Annotated in this window: 16 protein-coding genes, 1 tRNA gene and 1 pseudogene; 13 read left to right on the top strand and 5 right to left on the bottom strand. The window is 64.0% G+C overall.

The features are described from left to right. Window positions 1-70 precede the first annotated feature (70 nt). Window positions 71-160, bottom strand: a tRNA-Ser gene (locus JNC62_RS02560). Between the two features lie 349 nt (window positions 161-509). Here JNC62_RS02560 and JNC62_RS02555 point away from each other — a divergent pair. Then, a complete protein-coding gene (locus JNC62_RS02555) occupies window positions 510-1,547 on the top strand; it encodes a calcium-binding protein (protein WP_374835624.1) in 1,038 nt (345 codons plus the stop codon). Window positions 1,548-1,616: 69 nt separating this feature from the next. Here the strand turns inward: JNC62_RS02555 and JNC62_RS02550 are convergent, their stop codons facing one another. Then, window positions 1,617-2,738, bottom strand: coding sequence for a Gfo/Idh/MocA family protein (locus JNC62_RS02550; RefSeq protein ID WP_374835622.1), 1,122 nt, complete (start codon window positions 2,736-2,738; stop codon window positions 1,617-1,619). A gap of 138 nt (window positions 2,739-2,876) precedes the next feature. Between JNC62_RS02550 and JNC62_RS02545 the strand changes: the two genes are divergently transcribed. The 8 genes from JNC62_RS02545 to JNC62_RS02510 all read left to right on the top strand — a co-directional run bounded on the left by JNC62_RS02545 (window position 2,877) and on the right by JNC62_RS02510 (window position 13,125). After that, window positions 2,877-3,752, top strand: coding sequence for a MurR/RpiR family transcriptional regulator (locus tag JNC62_RS02545; RefSeq protein ID WP_374835620.1), 876 nt, complete (start codon window positions 2,877-2,879; stop codon window positions 3,750-3,752). Window positions 3,753-3,851: 99 nt separating this feature from the next. Next, entirely contained in the window at window positions 3,852-5,786 is a 1,935-nt protein-coding gene (locus JNC62_RS02540; RefSeq protein WP_374835619.1) for a bifunctional 5-dehydro-2-deoxygluconokinase/5-dehydro-2-deoxyphosphogluconate aldolase, read from the top strand. Window positions 5,787-5,999: 213 nt separating this feature from the next. Beyond that, on the top strand, window positions 6,000-7,844 hold the full coding sequence (gene iolD / locus JNC62_RS02535) for a 3D-(3,5/4)-trihydroxycyclohexane-1,2-dione acylhydrolase (decyclizing) (protein ID WP_374835617.1): 1,845 nt from the start codon (window positions 6,000-6,002) through the stop codon (window positions 7,842-7,844). Between the two features lie 76 nt (window positions 7,845-7,920). Beyond that, window positions 7,921-8,820, top strand: coding sequence for a myo-inosose-2 dehydratase (iolE, locus tag JNC62_RS02530; RefSeq protein ID WP_374835615.1), 900 nt, complete (start codon window positions 7,921-7,923; stop codon window positions 8,818-8,820). A gap of 44 nt (window positions 8,821-8,864) precedes the next feature. Beyond that, window positions 8,865-9,662, top strand: coding sequence for a 5-deoxy-glucuronate isomerase (iolB, locus tag JNC62_RS02525; protein WP_374835613.1), 798 nt, complete (start codon window positions 8,865-8,867; stop codon window positions 9,660-9,662). A 273-nt stretch (window positions 9,663-9,935) separates the two neighbouring features. After that, on the top strand, window positions 9,936-11,159 hold the full coding sequence (locus tag JNC62_RS02520; protein ID WP_374835611.1) for an acyl-CoA dehydrogenase: 1,224 nt from the start codon (window positions 9,936-9,938) through the stop codon (window positions 11,157-11,159). Window positions 11,160-11,352: 193 nt separating this feature from the next. Beyond that, window positions 11,353-11,781: a PilZ domain-containing protein gene (locus JNC62_RS02515; RefSeq protein ID WP_374835609.1), complete on the top strand. Its 429-nt coding sequence runs from the start codon at window positions 11,353-11,355 to the stop codon at window positions 11,779-11,781. Between the two features lie 222 nt (window positions 11,782-12,003). Next, on the top strand, window positions 12,004-13,125 hold the full coding sequence (locus JNC62_RS02510; protein ID WP_374835607.1) for a pyridoxal phosphate-dependent aminotransferase: 1,122 nt from the start codon (window positions 12,004-12,006) through the stop codon (window positions 13,123-13,125). A 95-nt stretch (window positions 13,126-13,220) separates the two neighbouring features. Here the strand turns inward: JNC62_RS02510 and JNC62_RS02505 are convergent, their stop codons facing one another. Both JNC62_RS02505 and JNC62_RS02500 read right to left on the bottom strand, forming a co-directional pair. Next, window positions 13,221-13,490 (bottom strand): sel1 repeat family protein, encoded by a 270-nt coding sequence (locus tag JNC62_RS02505; RefSeq protein ID WP_374835605.1) that lies wholly within the window; start codon window positions 13,488-13,490, stop codon window positions 13,221-13,223. Between the two features lie 576 nt (window positions 13,491-14,066). Continuing rightward, complete coding sequence (locus tag JNC62_RS02500) at window positions 14,067-14,768, bottom strand: glutathione S-transferase N-terminal domain-containing protein (protein WP_374835603.1); 702 nt, start codon at window positions 14,766-14,768, stop codon at window positions 14,067-14,069. A gap of 162 nt (window positions 14,769-14,930) precedes the next feature. Between JNC62_RS02500 and JNC62_RS02495 the strand changes: the two genes are divergently transcribed. The 4 genes and pseudogenes from JNC62_RS02495 to JNC62_RS02480 all read left to right on the top strand — a co-directional run bounded on the left by JNC62_RS02495 (window position 14,931) and on the right by JNC62_RS02480 (window position 17,300). Next, window positions 14,931-15,098, top strand: a complete 168-nt coding sequence (locus JNC62_RS02495; RefSeq protein ID WP_374835601.1) for a hypothetical protein — start codon at window positions 14,931-14,933, stop codon at window positions 15,096-15,098. A 25-nt stretch (window positions 15,099-15,123) separates the two neighbouring features. Beyond that, the gene (locus JNC62_RS02490; RefSeq protein WP_374835599.1) at window positions 15,124-15,303 is read left to right on the top strand and encodes a hypothetical protein; all 180 of its coding nucleotides are present in this window, start codon (window positions 15,124-15,126) and stop codon (window positions 15,301-15,303) included. A gap of 77 nt (window positions 15,304-15,380) precedes the next feature. Continuing rightward, window positions 15,381-15,700: pseudogene (locus tag JNC62_RS02485) on the top strand (YnfA family protein). A 97-nt stretch (window positions 15,701-15,797) separates the two neighbouring features. After that, window positions 15,798-17,300, top strand: a complete 1,503-nt coding sequence (locus tag JNC62_RS02480) for an AMP nucleosidase (RefSeq protein ID WP_374835597.1) — start codon at window positions 15,798-15,800, stop codon at window positions 17,298-17,300. A 31-nt stretch (window positions 17,301-17,331) separates the two neighbouring features. Here the strand turns inward: JNC62_RS02480 and JNC62_RS02475 are convergent, their stop codons facing one another. Further along, entirely contained in the window at window positions 17,332-18,300 is a 969-nt protein-coding gene (locus tag JNC62_RS02475; protein ID WP_374835595.1) for a lysylphosphatidylglycerol synthase domain-containing protein, read from the bottom strand. Window positions 18,301-18,375 lie beyond the last annotated feature (75 nt).

Below are 18,375 nucleotides of genomic sequence, written 5' to 3'. Positions count from 1 at the left end.
GTATAACCCTCGAAAGCAACGAGAAAATCCAGCCGCAGCCGGATCGGGAGAACGCTTTCGCGAGGGCAAGTGGCGGAGAAGAAGGGATTCGAACCCTCGATACCGTTTCCGGTATACTCCCTTAGCAGGGGAGCGCCTTCGACCACTCGGCCACCTCTCCGTCCACGCTGGCGCTGATAAAGAAAACGCGCGCGCTAATCAACTGGTTTCCGCACCCGAGCGACAATTAACAGTCCTTGTCCGTTTCGAGGCGGCGGCTTGGACCCCCTCTGCGCCCGGCCCCGACGCAGCGGGCGGCGCCGCAACGATTCGTTAACCAGTTCGGCGATCCTGCGTCCGAGCCGGATCAAAAGTCACCGAAGCATCATAGTTGCTGCCGGATTTGGCCACAAAGCCTCGGCAACCATCAGATGACTTTCTGACGTCGCGTCCGTTCAAGTCGCGTTCAGGAACGGGCGCTTAATGTTCAGGTCAAGCAAATGTAATTGCAGTAACGAGGAATACGCGTCATGGGATGGGTTAACAGCTACAAATATATCGGAAACGATTACGCAAACACCGTTTGGCAAGAAAATGTTCCCGAAGTCGAGATCTACACCTATGGCGGAAACGACAAGATCTACCTTAACCTCGTCAGCCGCGATGGCGGCTTCAACTATGTCGATGCCGGCGCCGGCAATGACTATGTGAAGAACTGGTTCGAGGGCGGAAACGAAATCTATCTCGGCTCCGGCAACGACACCTACATCCACACCGGTTACGCAATCGACGACTCTTACCGCGACTATGTCTACGGCGGCGCGGGCGACGACTGGTTCGAGGTGCTGACGCTGCAGAGCAAATACTATGGCGGCAACGACGACGATACCTTCCTGTCGGCCGGTTTCCGGAACTATTTCGACGGCGGCAGCGGGATCGACACGCTCAGCTATGAACTCCAGGACGACAGCAAGCTGAAGGGCACCGGCGTCTTCGTCGACCTCGAAGGCAAATACGCCAAGGTCGGCTCCAACAAGGAGACCTTCAACAGCATCGAGGATGCGATCGGCACCAGCTACAACGACACGCTGCGGGGCGATTCCTTTGGCAACAACCTCGAAGGCGGCAGCGGCAACGACATCCTGTGGGGACGGGGCGGCAGCGACCTGCTGCTCGGCGGCTACGGCAGCGACGAGCTGGTGGGCGGCAGCGGCAACGACTATCTTATCGGCGGCCGCGGTCACGACATCCTGAACGGCGGCACCGGCCGTGACCTCTTCATCTTCGAATCGATCAATGATTCGGTGGTCGGCACGAACCGCGACATCATCGAGGACTTCATCCGCTCCGAGAACGACAAGATCGACCTCAGCAAGATCGATGCCGACACCTCTGCCAGAGGCAACCAGGCGTTCCACTTCATCGGCACCAAGTCGTTTTCCGGCGACGCGGGCGAGCTGCGCTATTCCGGCAACATCATTTCGGGTGACGTCAACGGCGACGGGCGCGCGAACTTCCAGATCGACGCCAACTACACGAGATACTTTTCGAGCGATTTCATTCTCTGATCGGCCAATGCAAATCAGACTGGCGGCCGGGGTGATGCTCCGGCCGCGGAATCCAGCTCTGCCCCCGGATCACCCCGCCGCCACCTCAACCCAGCGCCGTTCGCGGAAAGACTGGGCCATGGCATGCACCGCGCGTTCGATGCGCAGGCCGTTCGCAAAGTCCACCGCGCGGAACGGCTCCCCGGCGATCGCGGCCATCAATTCGCGGCACTCGATCACCTTGAGGTCGTTGAAGCCAAGGCTGTGGCCGGGCGCCGGGATGAACCGGTCATAGGGCTTGTGGTGCGGGGCGGTCAGCACGGTGGCGAAGCCCTGCTCGGTGGCGGGATCCGAGGTCCGGTAGAGCTGGAACTCGTTCATCCGCTCCTGATCGAACAGGATCGAGCCGTGTGAGCCAAAGATCTGCAGGGCGATGCGCCCCTTGCGGCCCCAGGCGGCGCGGTTGGCCATCAACACGGCGGGAATTCCGCCGGAAAGCCGCATCAGCACGCTGGCCTGGTCATGGTTTTCGACCGCGCGCCGACCGCCGTCGCTCAACGGGCGATCCGGATAGGGCTTGCCCAGATCGGCGATGACCGCCTCGACATGGCCGAACAGGTTCCAAAGCAGCGACAGCGGATGCACGGCGAAATCGTCCAGCGCGCCATAGCCTCCCTTTGCCTCGCTCTTTGGCGAAAACGGCGCCTCCGGATCGGCCATGAAATCCTCGTCCATCTCGATGCGGACATGGTTGACCTTCCCGATCGCCCCCTGCCCGAGCAGCGTGCGAAGATGGCGCATGACCGGGTTCTGGATGTAGTTGTAGCCGATGACCGCCACCTTTCCCGAGCGCCGTGCGGCCGCTTCCATGCGCTCGGCGTCGGCGAGTGCTGTCGCCATCGGTTTTTCGCACCAGACATGCTTGCCGGCCTCGAGTGCCGCGATCGCCATGTCGGCATGGAACTGATTCGGCGTGGTCACGGAAACGACGTCCACGTCGGGATCGACGAGCAGGTCGCGCCAGTCGGAGGTTGCCTTCGCAAAGCCGAATTCACGGGCCCGGGCCTCGGCCAGCGCCGAATTCCGTTCCGCCAACCGGACGAGCCGCGGTCGCGCCACATCGCCGAAAATGGCCGCCACATTGTTCCAGGCAAGGGCATGGCACTTGCCCATGTAGCCCGTTCCGATCAATCCGACGCCAAGCCCTGCCATGGTCTTTCCTCCATTCGGCACTTATCGCGTAGATGATGAACCGGAAAGATCTGGAACAGAAGCTGTATTTCCGAAATCATATGGAATAAACATTTCACACATTCCATCCTATCGCTTTCGAGGGACCGCGGGCCGGACATGGACGACGAACAAGACAAGCAGACCGTGCGGGTACCGCGCGACTTCGACAGCCTGCGCAGCGTCATCATCGATCGGAAGTCGACGATGCCGAAGCGGCTGATGCAGGTGGCAGCCTATGCCCTTTCCCACCCGGACGAGATCGCCTTCGGAACCGCCGCCAGCATCGCCGCCGCCGCCGAGGTGCAACCCTCGACGCTGGTGCGGCTTGCCCATCATCTCGGCTTCGGCGGCTTTTCCGACCTGCAGACGGTGTTTCGCGAACGCCTCCGCGACCGCAACCTGTCCTATGAGGAGCGGCTGGCGACGCTGGAAAAGGGCGCTGCCGCCAACAGCGAGGACGAGCTGCTGAACGGCTTCATTGCCGCCGCCGGCCAGTCCGTCGCCCGGCTGGCCCAGGCGATCGACCGGAACGATTTTTCCAGCGCCGTCTCCTTGCTGGCGCGGGCCGAAACGATCTTTCTCGTCGCCAAGCGTCGTTCCTATCCGCTCGCCGCCCACATGGCCTATGCCTTCGGCAAGCTCGGCATCCGTCATCAGGTCATCGCCTCGCCAAACGGCATCGATGCGGAAATCGCAGCCTTCGCGACGCCGCGCGACAGCGTCATCGCCACAAGCTTCGCCCCCTACGCGACGGAGAGCGTAGCCCAGGCACAGGCGTTGCACGAGCGCGGCGTCCCGATCGTGGCGATCACCGATTCGGCGTTCTCGCCGCTTGCCGCCTTTGCCTCGCACTGGTTCGAGGTGGCGGAGGCCGACTATGGCGGGTTCCGCTCGCTCTCTGCCTCGATGGTGCTCGCCATGGCATTGCCGGTTGCGATTGCAGAGAAACGGCGCAGTCTCGATCGGAGCGGGAAAAACACCGCCAAAGAGTGAAATGGAATACACATTCCGAATTGACTGACATTCGGAATTGATGTTTCATTTTGCACTGGAACGCCGGGCCGACATTGACGGCGTTCGATGGGAGGAGGCATGCCCCGACACCACTCGGAAGCCCTGGCGGACGCGCGGCTCGACGTCATCACGATCGGCCGCTCCTCCGTCGATCTCTATGGCCAGCAGCTCGGCAGCCGGCTGGAGGACGTCACCTCGTTTGCCAAGTCCGTCGGTGGCTGCCCGGCGAACATCGCCATCGGCACCGCGCGGCTGGGGCTGAAGGCCGGCCTGATCACCCGCGTCGGCGACGAGCAGATGGGCCGCTTCATCCGCGAGCAATGCGCCCGCGAAGGCGTGTCGACCGCCGGCATCGTCACCGACACGGAGCGCCTCACGGCGCTGGTGCTGCTTGCAATCGAGGCCGAAGGCGTCTCGCCGATGATCTTCGTGCGCACCGACTGTGCCGACATGGCGCTCTCAGAGGCCGACGTCGACGAGGCGTTCATCCGGTCGTCGCGCGCCGTCCTCGTCTCGGGGACGCATTTCTCCAAACCGAACACCGAGGCGGCGCAGCGCAAGGCGATCCGCATCGCGCGCGAGAACAAGCGCAAGGTGATCTTCGACATCGACTATCGGCCAAACCTCTGGGGCCTGGCCGGGCATGCCGAGGGCTTCGAGCGCTATGTGAAGTCCGACCGGGTCTCCCAAGTGATGCGAACGATCCTTCCCGACTGCGACCTGATCGTCGGCACAGAGGAGGAGATCATGATCGCCTCGGGCGCAGACGACGTGCTCGCCGCGCTGAAGGCGATCCGCGCGGTTTCCGACGCGACCATCGTGCTCAAGCGCGGCGCGATGGGCTGCATCGTGTATGACGGGCCGATCAGCGACGACCTGGAAGCCGGCATCGTCGGCCAGGGGTTTCCGATCGAGGTCTACAACGTGCTCGGTGCCGGCGACGCCTTCATGTCCGGTTTCTTGCGCGGCTGGCTTACCGGGGAGGACCACGCAACCTCGGCGACCTGGGCGAATGCCTGCGGCGCCTTCGCCGTCTCCCGCCTGCTCTGCTCGCCGGAATACCCGACCTGGGACGAACTGACCTATTTCCTCGGGCACGGCAGCAAGCACCGGGCGCTGCGCAAGGACGAGGCCATCAATCACATCCACTGGGCCACCACGCGACGGAGCGAGATCCCGCTTCTGATGGCGCTTGCCTGCGACCACCGGATGCAACTGGTCGAGATTGCCGACCAGATCGGCGCGCCGCACGAAAAGATCCCCGCCTTCAAGCGGCTGGCGGTTGAGGCGGCGGCGCGGGTCGCGGACGGGCGGCCGGGCTACGGCATGCTGATCGACGAGCGTTTCGGACGCGATGCCCTTTTCGATGCGGCGGCGAAGGACTTTTCCTGGATCGGCCGCCCCGTGGAGTTGCCGGGGTCGAAGCCGCTGCGTTTCGAGTTCAGCCAGGACATCGGCTCCCAGCTTATCGAATGGCCGATCAGCCATTGCATCAAATGCCTGTGCTTCTATCATCCGGACGACCCGCCGGCGCTGAAGAACGATCAGCAGGAAAAGCTGCGCGCGCTCTACGAAGCGTCCCGGCGGATCGGGCGCGAGCTGTTGATCGAGATCATCGCCGGCAAAAATGGACCGTTGAACGACACGACGGTGTCGACGGCGCTGCAGGAACTCTATGATCTCGGCATCAGGCCCGATTGGTGGAAGCTCGAGCCGCAGGACTCGGCGGCGGCATGGCAGAACGTCGAGGCGACGGTCGCGAGGAACGACCCCTATTGCCGCGGCATCGTGCTGCTCGGGCTGGATGCGCCGCAGGCGGAACTGGTCAAGGCGTTCGAGGCGACGAAGGTGGCGCCGAGCGTGAAGGGTTTTGCCGTGGGGCGGACGATTTTTGCCGAAGCGGCGCGGCAGTGGCTCTCCGGCCGGATCGACGACGAGACGGCGGTCGCCGAGATGGCCAGGCGGTTCCGCGAACTGACCGAGGCGTGGCTGGAGACGCGCGGGCCGAAATAATGGAACTCCCCTCCCCAACCCCTCCCCACAAGGGGGAGGGGCGAAGCGGACCGCACCGCGTGTCGCCGATCGGCACCGTTGCACTGGCTGCTTGGCTGCACGGTTTCGGTTTGGAAGACGGGTGCGGCAGATCGAGCCCCTCCCCCTTGTGGGGAGGGGTTGGGGAGGGGAAAATGGAGTGCGGTGGGAGAAAGAAAACCGCGGGAGGAACGAATGGCCAAGACGATCCGGCTGACGATGGCGCAGGCCGTCGCGCATTTCCTGAAGGCGCAGATGACGGTCGTCGACGGCCACAAGATACCGATCTTCGCCGGCGTCTGGGCGATCTTCGGGCACGGCAACGTCGCCGGCATGGGCGAGGCGCTCTACCAGGTGCGTGCGGAACTGCCGACCTATCGCGCCCATAACGAGCAGGGCATGGCGCATGCGGCCGTCGCCTTCGCCAAGGCGAGCTTTCGCACCCGCTTCATGGCCTGCACGAGCTCGATCGGGCCCGGCGCGCTCAACATGGTGACGGCCGCAGGCGTGGCGCATGTGAACCGCCTGCCCGTCCTCTTCCTGCCCGGCGACGTTTTCGCCAACCGCATTCCCGACCCGGTGCTGCAGCAGATCGAGGATTTCGGCGACGGCACGGTTTCTGTCAACGACGCGTTCCGATGCGTGTCGCGCTATTTCGACCGCATCACCCGGCCCGAGCAGATCATCCCGGCGCTCAAGCGCGCCATGCAGGTTCTGACCGATCCGGTCGATTGCGGCCCGGTGACATTGTCGCTGTGCCAGGACGTGCAGGCCGAGGCCTATGACTATCCCGTGAGCCTGTTTGCGGAGAAAGTCTGGAAGGAGCGTCGGCCACGCCCGGACAGCGACGAGCTCGCCACAGCTCTGGAGGCGATCCGGCAGGCCGAGCGGCCGTTGATCATCGCCGGCGGCGGCGTGCTCTATTCGCGCGCCACCGCCGAGTTGAAGGCGTTCGCCGGCATGCACGGCGTTCCCATTGCCGTCACCCAGGCCGGCAAGTCGGCCCTGCCCGACGACCATCCGCTGTGCATGGGCTCGATCGGCGTGATCGGCACCTCCGCCGGCAATGCCTTTGCCGAGGAAGCCGACCTCATCCTCGCTGTCGGCACGCGCCTCCAGGACTTCACCACCGGTTCCTGGGCGCTGTTCAAGAACGAGCGTGCCCGGATCATCAGCCTCAACACGGCCGCCTTCGACGCCGCAAAACACGACAGCCTGCCGCTGGTCTGCGACGCACGCGAGGGGTTGATGCTGCTCTCCGAAGCGCTCGGCGGCTGGAAGGCGCCAGCCCCCGTTGAAGCGGCGGCCAAGGCGCGCAAGACTGAATGGATGGCGGCGGTCAACCGCGCGACGGCGCCGACCAATGCCACCCTTCCCTCCGATGCCCAGGTGATCGGCGCCGTCCAGCGCACGATCGGCGGTGAGAATTCCATCCTCGTCTGCGCCGCCGGCGGCCTTCCGGGCGAGTTGCACAAACTCTGGCAGGCCGGCAAGCCGGGCAGCTACCACCTGGAATACGGCTTCTCGTGCATGGGCTACGAGATCGCCGGCGGGCTCGGGGTGAAGATGGCGCGTCCCGAGGCGGACGTCGTCGTCATGGTCGGCGACGGCTCCTACATGATGATGAACTCGGAGCTTTCGACCTCGGTGATGCTCGGCCAGAAGCTGACGATCGTCGTGCTCGACAATCGTGGCTTCGGCTGCATCAACCGCCTGCAGATGGCGACCGGCGGGGCGAACTTCAACAACCTGCTCAAGGACGCCCGCATCGAGACGATGCCGGAGATCGACTTCCGGGCGCACGCCGAAAGCATGGGTGCGGTCGCCGCCAAGGTCTCCTCGATCGCCGACCTCGAGACGGCGCTCGAGCAGAGCAAGAGAAATGACCGCACCTCCGTCATCGTCATCGATACGGATCCGCTCGTCACCACCGAGGCCGGCGGCCACTGGTGGGACGTGGCGGTGCCCGAGGTGAGCGCGCGCAGCGAGGTGAAGGCGGCGCGGGAAAAGTACGAGGCGGCGCGCAGACAGCAGCGCTGAGCGAGTGAACGGCAGCCTGCCCGGCATTTCCGCCGGACGGGTGCCAGGCACGAGATTCTTTGGGAGTGTACCACACATGATTCGCTACGGCACCAACCCGATCGCCTGGAGCAACGACGACGACCGGACGATCGGGGCGCATCTGACGCTCGAGGACTGCCTGTCGGATTGCGAGAGGATCGGCTTCGACGGCATCGAAAAGGGGCACAAGATGCCCAGCAACGGCGAGGAACTGAAAAGGGTTCTGGCGGCGCACAAGCTCGTGTTCGTGTCCGGCTGGCACTCGCTGAACCTGCTCGCTCACGACGTGGAGGCTGAGAAAAAGGCGATCCAGCCGCATCTCGACATGCTGAAGGCGAACGGCTGCAAGGTGTGCATCGTCTGCGAGACCTCGAACGCCATCCACGGCGACGACGGCAAGGCGCTCGCCGACAAGCCCGTGCTGCCCGAAGATGCCTGGGCGAAGTTCGGCGCGGATGTCGAGGCGATTGCGCAATTTTGCGCCGAGCAGGGCATCGACCTCGTCTACCATCACCACATGGGCACCGTCGTTCAGAGCGGCGCGGAAATCGACCGGCTGATGGCCAGCACCGGTCCGGCGACGAAGCTCCTGCTCGACACCGGACATGCCTGGTTTGGCGGGTCGGATCCGGCGGATCTGGCGCGCAAATATATGCACCGCGTGCGGCACATCCACGCCAAGAACGTGCGCCCGGCGATCCGGAAGGAAGTCGAGGGCGAAAGGCTCTCTTTCCTCGAGGGCGTTCGCCGCGGCGTGTTCACCGTCCCCGGCGATCCCGAGGGCGGCGTCGACTTCCTCCCTGTCCTGAAGATCGCAGCCGAGCACGGCTATGACGGCTGGCTTGTCATCGAGGCGGAGCAGGACCCGCTGGTGCGCAACCCGTTCGAGTACCAGTCTATGGGACTGAAGGCGCTGAAGGCGTTTGCGAAGGAAGCGGGCCTGGACCGAAGCTGACACCCACCTGCCCCGACGAACGACGATGTATTGAGGAGAAACCGATGCCGAAACTGCTCGTCAAGCCGAACGGCACCCATGGCCGGGTGACGCATGTCACGCCGGAAAGCGCCGGTTGGACCTATGTAGGCTTCGACCTGCACCGGATGAAACCCGGCGAGATCGTCGCAGCGGAAACCGGAAGCCGGGAGGTCTGCCTCGTCTTTCTCACCGGCAAGGGCTCGGCGACGGCGGACGGCGAGAGCTTCGGCGTGCTCGGCGAGCGGATGAGCGTGTTCGAGGGGCAGCCGCATGCGCTTTACGTTCCCTCCAACTCGAACTGGTCGGTGACGGCCGAGACCGAGCTGGAGCTCGCGGTCTGTTCGGCACCGGGCGGCGGCGACCACAAGCCCAAGGCGATCCCGCCCGGCACCCATCCGCAGATCGTGCGCGGCAAGGGCAGCAACGTCCGCCATGTGACGAACATCATGCCCGAGGACGACGGGTCGGCGCATTCGCTGCTGGTGGTGGAAGTGATCACGCCGGAGGGCCACACCTCTTCCTATCCACCGCACAAGCACGACCGCGACGACCTGCCAAACGAGAGCCTGCTGGAAGAAACCTATTACCATCGGCTCAACCCGCCGCAGGGTTTCGCCTTCCAGCGCGTCTATACCGACGACCGTTCGCTCGACGAGGCGATGGCGGTGGAGGACGGTGACGTGACGCTGGTCCCCAGAGGCTACCACCCCTGCGCCACCTGTCACGGCTACGACCTCTACTATCTGAACGTCATGGCGGGGCCGAAAAGGGTTTGGAAGTTCCACAATGCCGAGGAGCACGCGTGGCTGCTGGCGCGGTGACGCGCAAAATGGATGTCGAACAGGGCCAAGATCGTTGGCCCATGAGCCGATCCTGCGCGAACGCAGGCCTTGGCTTTTGGCAGGGCCGCGACCGGACGAGCTGCGGAAAAGCCGCCATTGGGGCGGTTCTGACCGTTCTCATTCTGGGGGCGCATGAAGCAATGCACAATTAGGCAGAGCAGCGGAGGAACCGACGGGCTTGCCCCCTTTAAGGCTCCGGCATCCTGATGTAGCACATCTGCAACGAGACAGATGGCGAGAGAGGATTTTCCAATGAGCGCACACCATAAAGCAACACCGGAGCAGGCCCGCGCGAAAATGGCGGCCTTCGACTGGGAAGATCCGTTCCTGCTCGAGGACCAGCTGACCGACGAGGAGCGGATGATCCGCGATGCTGCCCGCGCCTATTGCCAGGACAAGCTCGCCTCGCGCGTGCTCGAGGCCAACCGCCACGAGATCTTCCACCGCGAAATCATGACCGAGATGGGTGCACTCGGCCTGCTCGGCCCGACGATCCCGGAGGAATTCGGCGGCGTTGGCGCCAACTACGTCTCCTACGGCCTCGTCGCCCGCGAAGTCGAGCGTGTCGATTCCGGCTATCGCTCCGCCATGTCGGTGCAGTCCTCGCTCGTGATGCACCCGATCTTCGCCTACGGCACCGACGACCAGCGCAAGCGCTATCTGCCGAAGCTCGCCTCCGGCGAATGGGTCGGCTGCTTCGGCCTGACCGAGCCCGACCACGGCTCCGACCCCTCCTCGATGATCACGCGGGCAAAGAAGGTCGACGGCGGCTATCTCGTCTCCGGCGCCAAGAACTGGATCACCAACTCGCCGATCTCCGACGTCGCCATCGTCTGGGCCAAGTCCGAAGCGCATGACGGCAAGATCAAGGGCTTCATCCTCGAGCGCGGCATGAAGGGCTTCGAGACGCCGAAGATCGAAGGAAAGTTCTCGCTGCGCGCCTCGATCACCGGCATGATCATGATGCAGGACGTGTTCGTTCCGGAAGAAAACCTGCTGCCGGAAGTCTCCGGCCTCGCCGGCCCGTTCGGCTGCCTCAACCGCGCCCGCTACGGCATTGCCTGGGGTGCGATGGGCGCTGCCGAATTCTGCTGGCACGCCGCCCGCCAGTACACGATGGACCGCAAGCAGTTCGGCAAGCCGCTCGCGCAGATGCAGCTGATCCAGAAGAAGCTGGCGGACATGCAGACGGAAATCGCGCTCGGCCTGCAGGGCGCGCTGCGCCTCGGCCGACTGTTCGACGAGCACCGCGCCCCGGCCGAACTGATCTCGCTGATGAAGCGCAACAACTGCGGCAAGGCGCTCGACATCGCCCGTGTGTCCCGCGACATGCATGGCGGCAATGGCGTGTCGGACGAGTATGGCGTCATCCGCCACGTGATGAACCTGGAAGCCGTGAACACCTACGAAGGCACCCACGACGTGCACGCCCTCATCCTCGGCCGCGCGCAGACGGGCCTGCAGGCATTCCAATAAGTTCAGCGCTCAAGATCGACGACGGGACGGCGCCTCGCAGCAATGCGGGGCGCCGTTCTCATTTCCATCGCGGGCATCCGCCGGAATTGCGATACGTAAATTTTGATATGCCGTCTTTAGCGATTTCCAACACAAATCTGCAAAAATTCCTTGGATGGTCATTCGGGGCATGATGCCTATTCCGGGAGAACCTATGATGGAGTTGGTCGACAAGCGCCAAAGCGGCGGCCTTTACGAGCGCAAATGGGAGCGCTTCAAGGTCAACCGGCAGGGCATGCTGTTGTCCGTTGGTCTTGATCTCGCAGTTCCCAAGACCCGGAGCTGCAAGCTGATCGACATTTCGCAAGGCGGCGCCAGCTTTTCCGTCAACACGACGATCGGCCTCGGCACGCACTATTATCTGACCATCGTCGGCGTTTTCGCCAAGGTCGGTTGCGCGGAGATCTACCGCAACGACCATCGCATCGGCGTGCAGTTCATCAAGGAGATCGATGAGGAGCTGCTGCACGAGATCGTGCGCGCCGACTACTTCACCGGTGGTGTCGCCGCCAAGAAGAAGGACGCACCGCCCACCTATGCGAAGGGCTTGGAGCGGCCGCAGTTCAGCCTGCCGCGCACCTGATCGACCGGTGGAATGCGGGTTCGCCAGAGGCGCCCGCAGACAGATCGAGCGCCGAGCGCCAGGCATTTCTGGGGTAACACCCTGAAAACATGACACAATCCTTGCTGAAAATCCATTTGGATTTTTGCCCGCATGCGCTACTGTGCCGGCGGTTTGCGCTGCCGGCCCGCTCGCGGGCGCGGCAGGCTTTTCCTTGACGTCCTTCAACAAGGTACTCGCAGAATGTCCGGCTTCTCCCGCTTCACCCCGCTCGTCAACGCGCTGCCCTCCACCATCCCCTTCGTCGGGCCGGAGGCGATCGAACGCCAGCGGGCAACGAAGGTAAAGGCACGCATCGGCGCCAACGAGAGCGGGTTCGGCCCCGCGCCGTCTGTGCTGGAGGCAATCGCCCGCGCGGCCGGCGACACCTGGATGTACAACGATCCGGAGAATTTCGAGCTGCGCGAGGCGCTTGCCCTCCATCACGGGGTCTCGCGCGACAATATCGCGATCGGCGGCGGCATCGACGGGCTTCTCGGCGAGATCGTCCGCCTCGTCGTCGAACCGGGCGCAGCGGTGGTGACATCGCTCGGCGGCTATCCGACCTTCAATTACCACGTCAACGGCTATGGCGGGCGGCTCGTCACGGTTCCCTACGTCAACGACCGGGAGGATCTCGACGGGCTGCTTGCGGCGGCCAGGGGCGAGGATGCGCCGCTCGTCTATTTGGCCAATCCGGACAATCCGATGGGAAGCTGGTGGGACGCCGACAGCGTCGTCGCCTTCGCCCGGGCGCTGCCGGAGCGCAGCCTGCTGGTCCTCGACGAGGCCTATTGCGAGACGGCGCCGGCCGGATCGACACCGGCGATCGAAGCGCTGATCGGCCAACCGAACGTTCTGCGGATGCGGACCTTCTCCAAGGCCTACGGGCTGGCGGGCGCGCGCATTGGCTATGCGATCGGCACGATCGGCAACGCCCAGGCGTTCGACAAGATCCGCAACCATTTCGGCATGGCACGGATTTCGACGGCGGCAGCGCTCGCCGCGCTCGCGGACCAGGCGTATCTGCGCGACGTCGTCGGCCGCATCGCCGCCGCGCGCGACCGGGTCGCGCAAATAGCCACGCAGAACGGCCTGCGCCCCCTGCCCTCCGCGACGAATTTCGTCGCGATCGACTGCGGAGGCGACGGCGCGCATGCGCGTGCGATCGTCGACGGACTGATGGAGCACGGCGTCTTCATTCGCATGCCCGGTGTCGCGCCACTGAACCGCTGCATCCGCGTCAGCGTCGGCCCGGAAGCCGAGATGGCTCTGCTGGAAGAGGTTCTGCCGAAGGTGCTTCGCACGGCGGGAAGCAATCGGTAGGCAGCAGAGTATCGTTGTTGGACAGCGATGCCTTTTTAAAGGTTCTCGTAGGTTGATTGCGCCCTACTGCCTACCCGCCTGATTGCCTATTGTCGTCAGTGCGTCGTCATCCAGTTGCGGGCGGCGCGAAGCGCCAGCGCCAGATCCGTTTTCGTCATCGTCGCGGCGAGATCGGCCCGCAGCTCGGCCGCACGATCGCAACCCCTGATTGCGGCGATGTTCAGCCACTTGTGGGCCGCGATCAGGTCGACGTCGCAGCCGCGCCCCGTCGCGTACATCAGACCCATGTCGCAGAACGTGTCGGCGCGGGTGTCGCCGCCCGTCATGGCGGCCATTTCGGCGTTCTGGATATCGAAGCGTGCCATTTCCGTTTGTCCCTGTCCTGTTGTCTTCTTCTTGTATCGCCCTGTTTTTCAAGCCTTTCGAGGGCCTGCCGTCTTCTGCGGCATGTGCTCCTCGGAAGGTTTTGCCGGCCGGTGTTTCCCGTGCTCGTCTTATGGCTGCACTATGCCAGCCCCCTTTCAACAGGCGCTTAAAATGCATGCTTAATTTGAGACGAACAAAGTTCAAACAGTTGGTAAACTTGGATTTTCGTTAAGCATTGCACCCGCTGGAACGCCGCGGATTTGCTTCAAAATTTACGCATTGTTCAACTTGCGATTTCAACCAATCGCTAACCACGGAGAGCGTTCGCGCGTTTCCTCCGCGCAAAAAGTGATCGCTGCGCCTGCCGGTGAGACAGAGCGGTGCCTTGGCCGCCGTGACTGGCAATTCTGATGGAGGTGGAGGAGCGGCCCACCCATCTTCCGTCACACCGGCCTTGAGCCGGTGTCCAGCCGCGCCGCGTCGGCGGCGCGAAAGAAGCTTCTCTAGCGCAAGGACTTGCGCGACTGGATGCCGGATCAGGTCCGGCATGACGAAATCTGGCGGGTCAGCGGCCCCTACCGCGCCCGCTGGCCGAACAGGATCTTCTGCGCTTCCTTGTCGTCGGCAAGGCTCGCCTGACGGGCGCGCTCCTCCTTGCCGACCTCGATGCCGCGCTGCACAGCGGGGCGGGCGAGAACGGCCTCGAACCAGCGCTTCAGGTGCGGGAAGTCCTCCAGCTTCTGGCCCTGGTTCTCGTAGGGGCGCACCCAGCCGATGCAGGCCATGTCGGCGATCGAGTAGTCGCCGGCGAGATACTCGTTCTCCGCCAGCCGCCTGTTCATCACGCCGTAGAGACGGTTGACCTCGTTGGTGTAGCGCTTGATGCCGTATTCGACCTTTTCCGGCGCATACTGACGGAAATGGTGCGCCTGTCCGGCCATCGGGCCGAGCCCGCCCATCTGCCAGAACAGCCATTCCTCGACCTGGACGCGGGCGCGCTCCTCGGTCGGATAGAATTTTCCGTACTTGCGGCCGAGATACTGCAGGATGGCACCGGACTCGAACACCGAGATCGGCGCGCCGCCCGGACCGTCGGGATCGACGATCGCCGGCATGCGGTTGTTGGGCGCGATCTTCAGGAAGTCGGGCGAAAACTGCTCGCCCTTGCCGATATTGACGTACTTCACCTCGTAGGGAGCGCCCAGTTCCTCCAGCATGATGGTGATCTTGAAGCCGTTCGGGGTCGGCCAGTAGTAAAGCTCGATCGGTCTGGTCATATGGTTCTCCATTCGATGTCACAACGAGTTAGCCACGACCGCGCCCGGCTTCAAGACCGTCGGGCATCGCTTTCTGAACGCCAGATGAACCGCCCTCTCAGGACGCATTCAGTCACGTCATGCGAGAAAGCCATAACGGAAAGACAATCTTAGGGACGAACGATGGAAATCCTGGCCCGCCGACTGACGATCATAACGCTGCTGATGACCGTTTTTGCGATCTCGGTCGCTGCCGCGGTCGAAACCGATGCGCGCCGTCACGACCAGAACAAGCGGTTTGGCACGGCGAGCGCCTGCTCGGTCCCGACCCTATGCCATCGCGCCCTCTAACCCTGCCGCAGCAAGGACGCCCGCCATGCCGATCGCGCTTTTCGCCAGCCTCGCCATCAGCCTGCGCATCCTCGTTCTGACCGCCCTCATGGTTGCGCCGCTTGCGGCCGTTTCCTACGCGGCCCACAATGGCAGCCTCGGCGCCGGCAAGCAGGGTGCCGGGCTCGTCCTCTTCGTCACGCTGCAGCGTCAGGCGATGAGTTGAAGACGCCCGACGTTTGAAGGCGATTTCCGCCTCAGGCGTTTTGCGCTATGGCATCGGCTCCTTCGCACGGAGCCAGAATGAAATCCTTCCTGATCTACGGCACCGCTGCCCTGGCGGAAATTGCCGGCTGCTTTTCCTTCTGGGCCTGGTTGGGCTGGAGAAGTCGGCGCTCTGGCTTGTCCCCGGCACGGCATCGCTTGCGGCCTTCGCCTGGCTGCTGACGCTGATCGATTCGAGCGCGGCCGGCCGCGCCTACGCAGCCTACGGCGGGATCTACATCGCCGCCTCCCTGCTCTGGCTCTGGGCTGCGGAAGGCGTCTCCCCCGACCGATGGGATTTGGCGGGTGCGGCCATTGCTGTCGCCGGAACGATCGTCATTCTTGCCGGTCCGCGCTGAAATTCGCACACAAGCACCTGAAAGCGACGCGGTTGACCGACTGGGGACGTTACATTCTTGTCGTTTGCGTGCAGAATTTGCCGAACTATAATGATTCATGAGCAAAGAAATCTTGTCCCGGCCCGCCCTTCCGTTTGCCCTGCCAGATCCCTTCGAGCCGCAGACCTTCGACGACCCGGTCAAGGCGGTCGATTGCCTGGAGGCGCTTTATGAGCGGAATACCCACTTCCTGACGGATGCTTTCGCCGGCCTGGCGAGGACCAGGGCGCCGGCGTGCCGCTATCGTGCGTGCTATCCGCAGGTGAGCGTCGAGACGACGAGCTTCGGCCACGTGGATTCACGACTGTCCCACGGCTATGTCGCCTCCCCGGGAGTCTACTCGACCACCATCACCCGACCGAAACTGTTCCGGCACTATCTGCGGGAACAGTTGGGACATCTGATCCGCAACCACGGCATCAGCGTCACCGTGTCGGAGTCCTCCACCCCGATCCCCTTGCACTTCGCCTTTGGCGAGGGCGCGCACGTGGAGGCGGAGATCGCCGAAAACATCACCGTGCCGCTGCGGGACCTGTTCGACGCGCCCGACCTGACGAATACGGATGACGAGATTGCCAACGGCTCCTACGAAGCCGGCCCCGGCGAGGCTTCGCCGCTGGCGGCCTTCACTGCGCAGCGTATCGATTACTCGCTCGCACGCCTCAGCCACTACACGGCCACCAACGCGCACCATTTCCAGAATTTCGTGCTCTTCACGAACTATCAGTTCTACGTCGACGAGTTCTGCGCCTGGGCACGACTGCAGATGGCCGAGGGCGGCAACGGCTATACGGCCTTCGTCGAGCCCGGCAACGTCGTCACCCAGGCCGGCAACGACAAGCCGGACACCGACCTGACGCTGGCGCGGCTGCCGCAGATGCCGGCCTACCACATCAAGCGCAAGGGGCACGGCGGCATTACGCTCGTCAACATCGGCGTCGGTCCCTCCAACGCCAAGACGATCACCGACCACATCGCCGTGCTGCGCCCGCATGCCTGGCTGATGCTCGGCCACTGCGCCGGCTTGCGCAACAGCCAGACGCTCGGCGACTACGTGCTGGCCCACGCCTATGTGCGCGAGGATCACGTGCTCGACGACGACCTGCCGGTGTGGGTGCCGATCCCGGCGCTGGCCGAGGTACAGGTGGCGCTCGAAAGCGCCGTCGCCGAGGTGACGGGGCTGGAAGGCTACGACCTGAAGCGGATCATGCGCACCGGCACGGTCGCCACGATCGACAACCGCAACTGGGAACTGCGCGACCAGCGCGGGCCGGTGAAACGGCTGTCGCAGTCGCGGGCGATCGCGCTCGACATGGAATCGGCGACGATCGCGGCGAACGGCTTCCGCTTCCGCGTGCCCTATGGAACCCTGCTCTGCGTCTCCGACAAGCCGCTGCACGGCGAGCTGAAGCTGCCCGGCATGGCAACCGCCTTCTACCGCACGCAGGTCAACCAGCACCTGCGCATCGGCATCCGGGCGCTGGAGAAGCTCGCCGGCATGCCGACGGAAAAGCTGCACTCACGCAAGCTCCGAAGCTTCTTCGAGACGGCCTTCCAATAATCCCGGTCTCGCGCCGGCGCGGCTGGTCCCGTCACCGCGGCTTGGCGGAAAACCACGACAGGACGATGGACAACGCCGTGCCGACGCAGGCGCTGGCGACAATGAGCAGATGGGCGTTGATGGCCGCCTCCGCCATCAGCGCGACAGCGGCCCTGTCACGCCCTGCACCGAACGCGACCGCGCCGGCCGTGATGCCGGCCGGATAGGTGCCGACGCCGCCCGGCGCATGCAGGGGCAGGACCGAAGACAGTTCGCCGCCGAGCGCGCCACCGAACGTTGCCGAAAGCGGCGTCACCCCGAGCAAGGCCAGAACCCAGGCGAGCACGATCACCTTCACCGCCCAATTCAGCACGGTGAAGGCCCAGGCGCGGACGAACCCGGCTGCGTTCGCGGGTACGCCGGCCTCGACTTCCTCCAGCAGCTTTTCCAGTTTCTGCGGCAAGGTGCCGTTCAGGTGCCGGAAAATCGGACCCTTGGCGGCAAAGAACACCAAGGGCGAGACGAGGAACGCAGACCAGGCTAGCCAGGCGACCGTCGTGTTCCGGGTCCCCAGCACCAGGCCGACGCCGGCGGCCGCGCAAAGCGCGTGCAGGTCCAAAAGCCGCATGACGAGCAGCGCCGCCGTCGCGCGCGTCAAGGGGACCGCGAATTGCGATCGCATCAGAAGCGGAAAGCTCGTCTCGCCTGCCCTGAACGGCAGCATGATGTTGAGGAGATTGTGGACCTGGGTGAGACGAAAAAGCTGCAGGAACCGTCCGGAGGTCTCGGCGGGAAAGTAGTCATAGATGCGCTGCGCACGCACGAAATAGGTGGCGGTCAGCAGGGAAAGGGCGGCGACGGCAGTTCCCGCTCCTACCCTGGACCACTGCAGAAGCAGCCGCCCCCAGCCCCATTGCCACTCGACGAAGGCGGCATAGGCGACGAGACAAGCCAGCGCCAGCAAGCTCATCGCGTGGCGGGAAAGCCAGGATCGTCGACTGGAATTCGGCGCTGAAGTCATATAGTGCTGGATTTCCGTGATCGGTGCGAACTGCGTGGTATCACGAACCGCGGCCGGAAAGAACTCCGCCGGAGT

It is taken from the genome of Mycoplana ramosa, from assembly GCF_041930185.1.
Lineage (GTDB): Bacteria > Pseudomonadota > Alphaproteobacteria > Rhizobiales > Rhizobiaceae > Mycoplana > Mycoplana ramosa.
Note: the sequence above shows the minus strand (reverse complement) of the source record. Positions and strands in the feature narration are given on the sequence as shown.

Coding starts and splice junctions, on each gene's coding strand:
- JNC62_RS02515 (WP_374835609.1), top strand. CDS start 11,353: ATGATGGAGTTGGTCGACAAGCGCCAAAGCGGCGGCCTTTACGAGCGC.
- JNC62_RS02540 (WP_374835619.1), top strand. CDS start 3,852: ATGCCCCGACACCACTCGGAAGCCCTGGCGGACGCGCGGCTCGACGTC.
- JNC62_RS02545 (WP_374835620.1), top strand. CDS start 2,877: ATGGACGACGAACAAGACAAGCAGACCGTGCGGGTACCGCGCGACTTC.
- iolD (WP_374835617.1), top strand. CDS start 6,000: ATGGCCAAGACGATCCGGCTGACGATGGCGCAGGCCGTCGCGCATTTC.
- JNC62_RS02475 (WP_374835595.1), bottom strand. CDS start 18,300: ATGACTTCAGCGCCGAATTCCAGTCGACGATCCTGGCTTTCCCGCCAC.
- JNC62_RS02505 (WP_374835605.1), bottom strand. CDS start 13,490: ATGGCACGCTTCGATATCCAGAACGCCGAAATGGCCGCCATGACGGGC.
- JNC62_RS02555 (WP_374835624.1), top strand. CDS start 510: ATGGGATGGGTTAACAGCTACAAATATATCGGAAACGATTACGCAAAC.
- iolE (WP_374835615.1), top strand. CDS start 7,921: ATGATTCGCTACGGCACCAACCCGATCGCCTGGAGCAACGACGACGAC.
- JNC62_RS02520 (WP_374835611.1), top strand. CDS start 9,936: ATGAGCGCACACCATAAAGCAACACCGGAGCAGGCCCGCGCGAAAATG.
- JNC62_RS02480 (WP_374835597.1), top strand. CDS start 15,798: ATGAGCAAAGAAATCTTGTCCCGGCCCGCCCTTCCGTTTGCCCTGCCA.
- JNC62_RS02550 (WP_374835622.1), bottom strand. CDS start 2,738: ATGGCAGGGCTTGGCGTCGGATTGATCGGAACGGGCTACATGGGCAAG.
- JNC62_RS02495 (WP_374835601.1), top strand. CDS start 14,931: ATGGAAATCCTGGCCCGCCGACTGACGATCATAACGCTGCTGATGACC.
- iolB (WP_374835613.1), top strand. CDS start 8,865: ATGCCGAAACTGCTCGTCAAGCCGAACGGCACCCATGGCCGGGTGACG.
- JNC62_RS02500 (WP_374835603.1), bottom strand. CDS start 14,768: ATGACCAGACCGATCGAGCTTTACTACTGGCCGACCCCGAACGGCTTC.
- JNC62_RS02510 (WP_374835607.1), top strand. CDS start 12,004: ATGTCCGGCTTCTCCCGCTTCACCCCGCTCGTCAACGCGCTGCCCTCC.
- JNC62_RS02490 (WP_374835599.1), top strand. CDS start 15,124: ATGCCGATCGCGCTTTTCGCCAGCCTCGCCATCAGCCTGCGCATCCTC.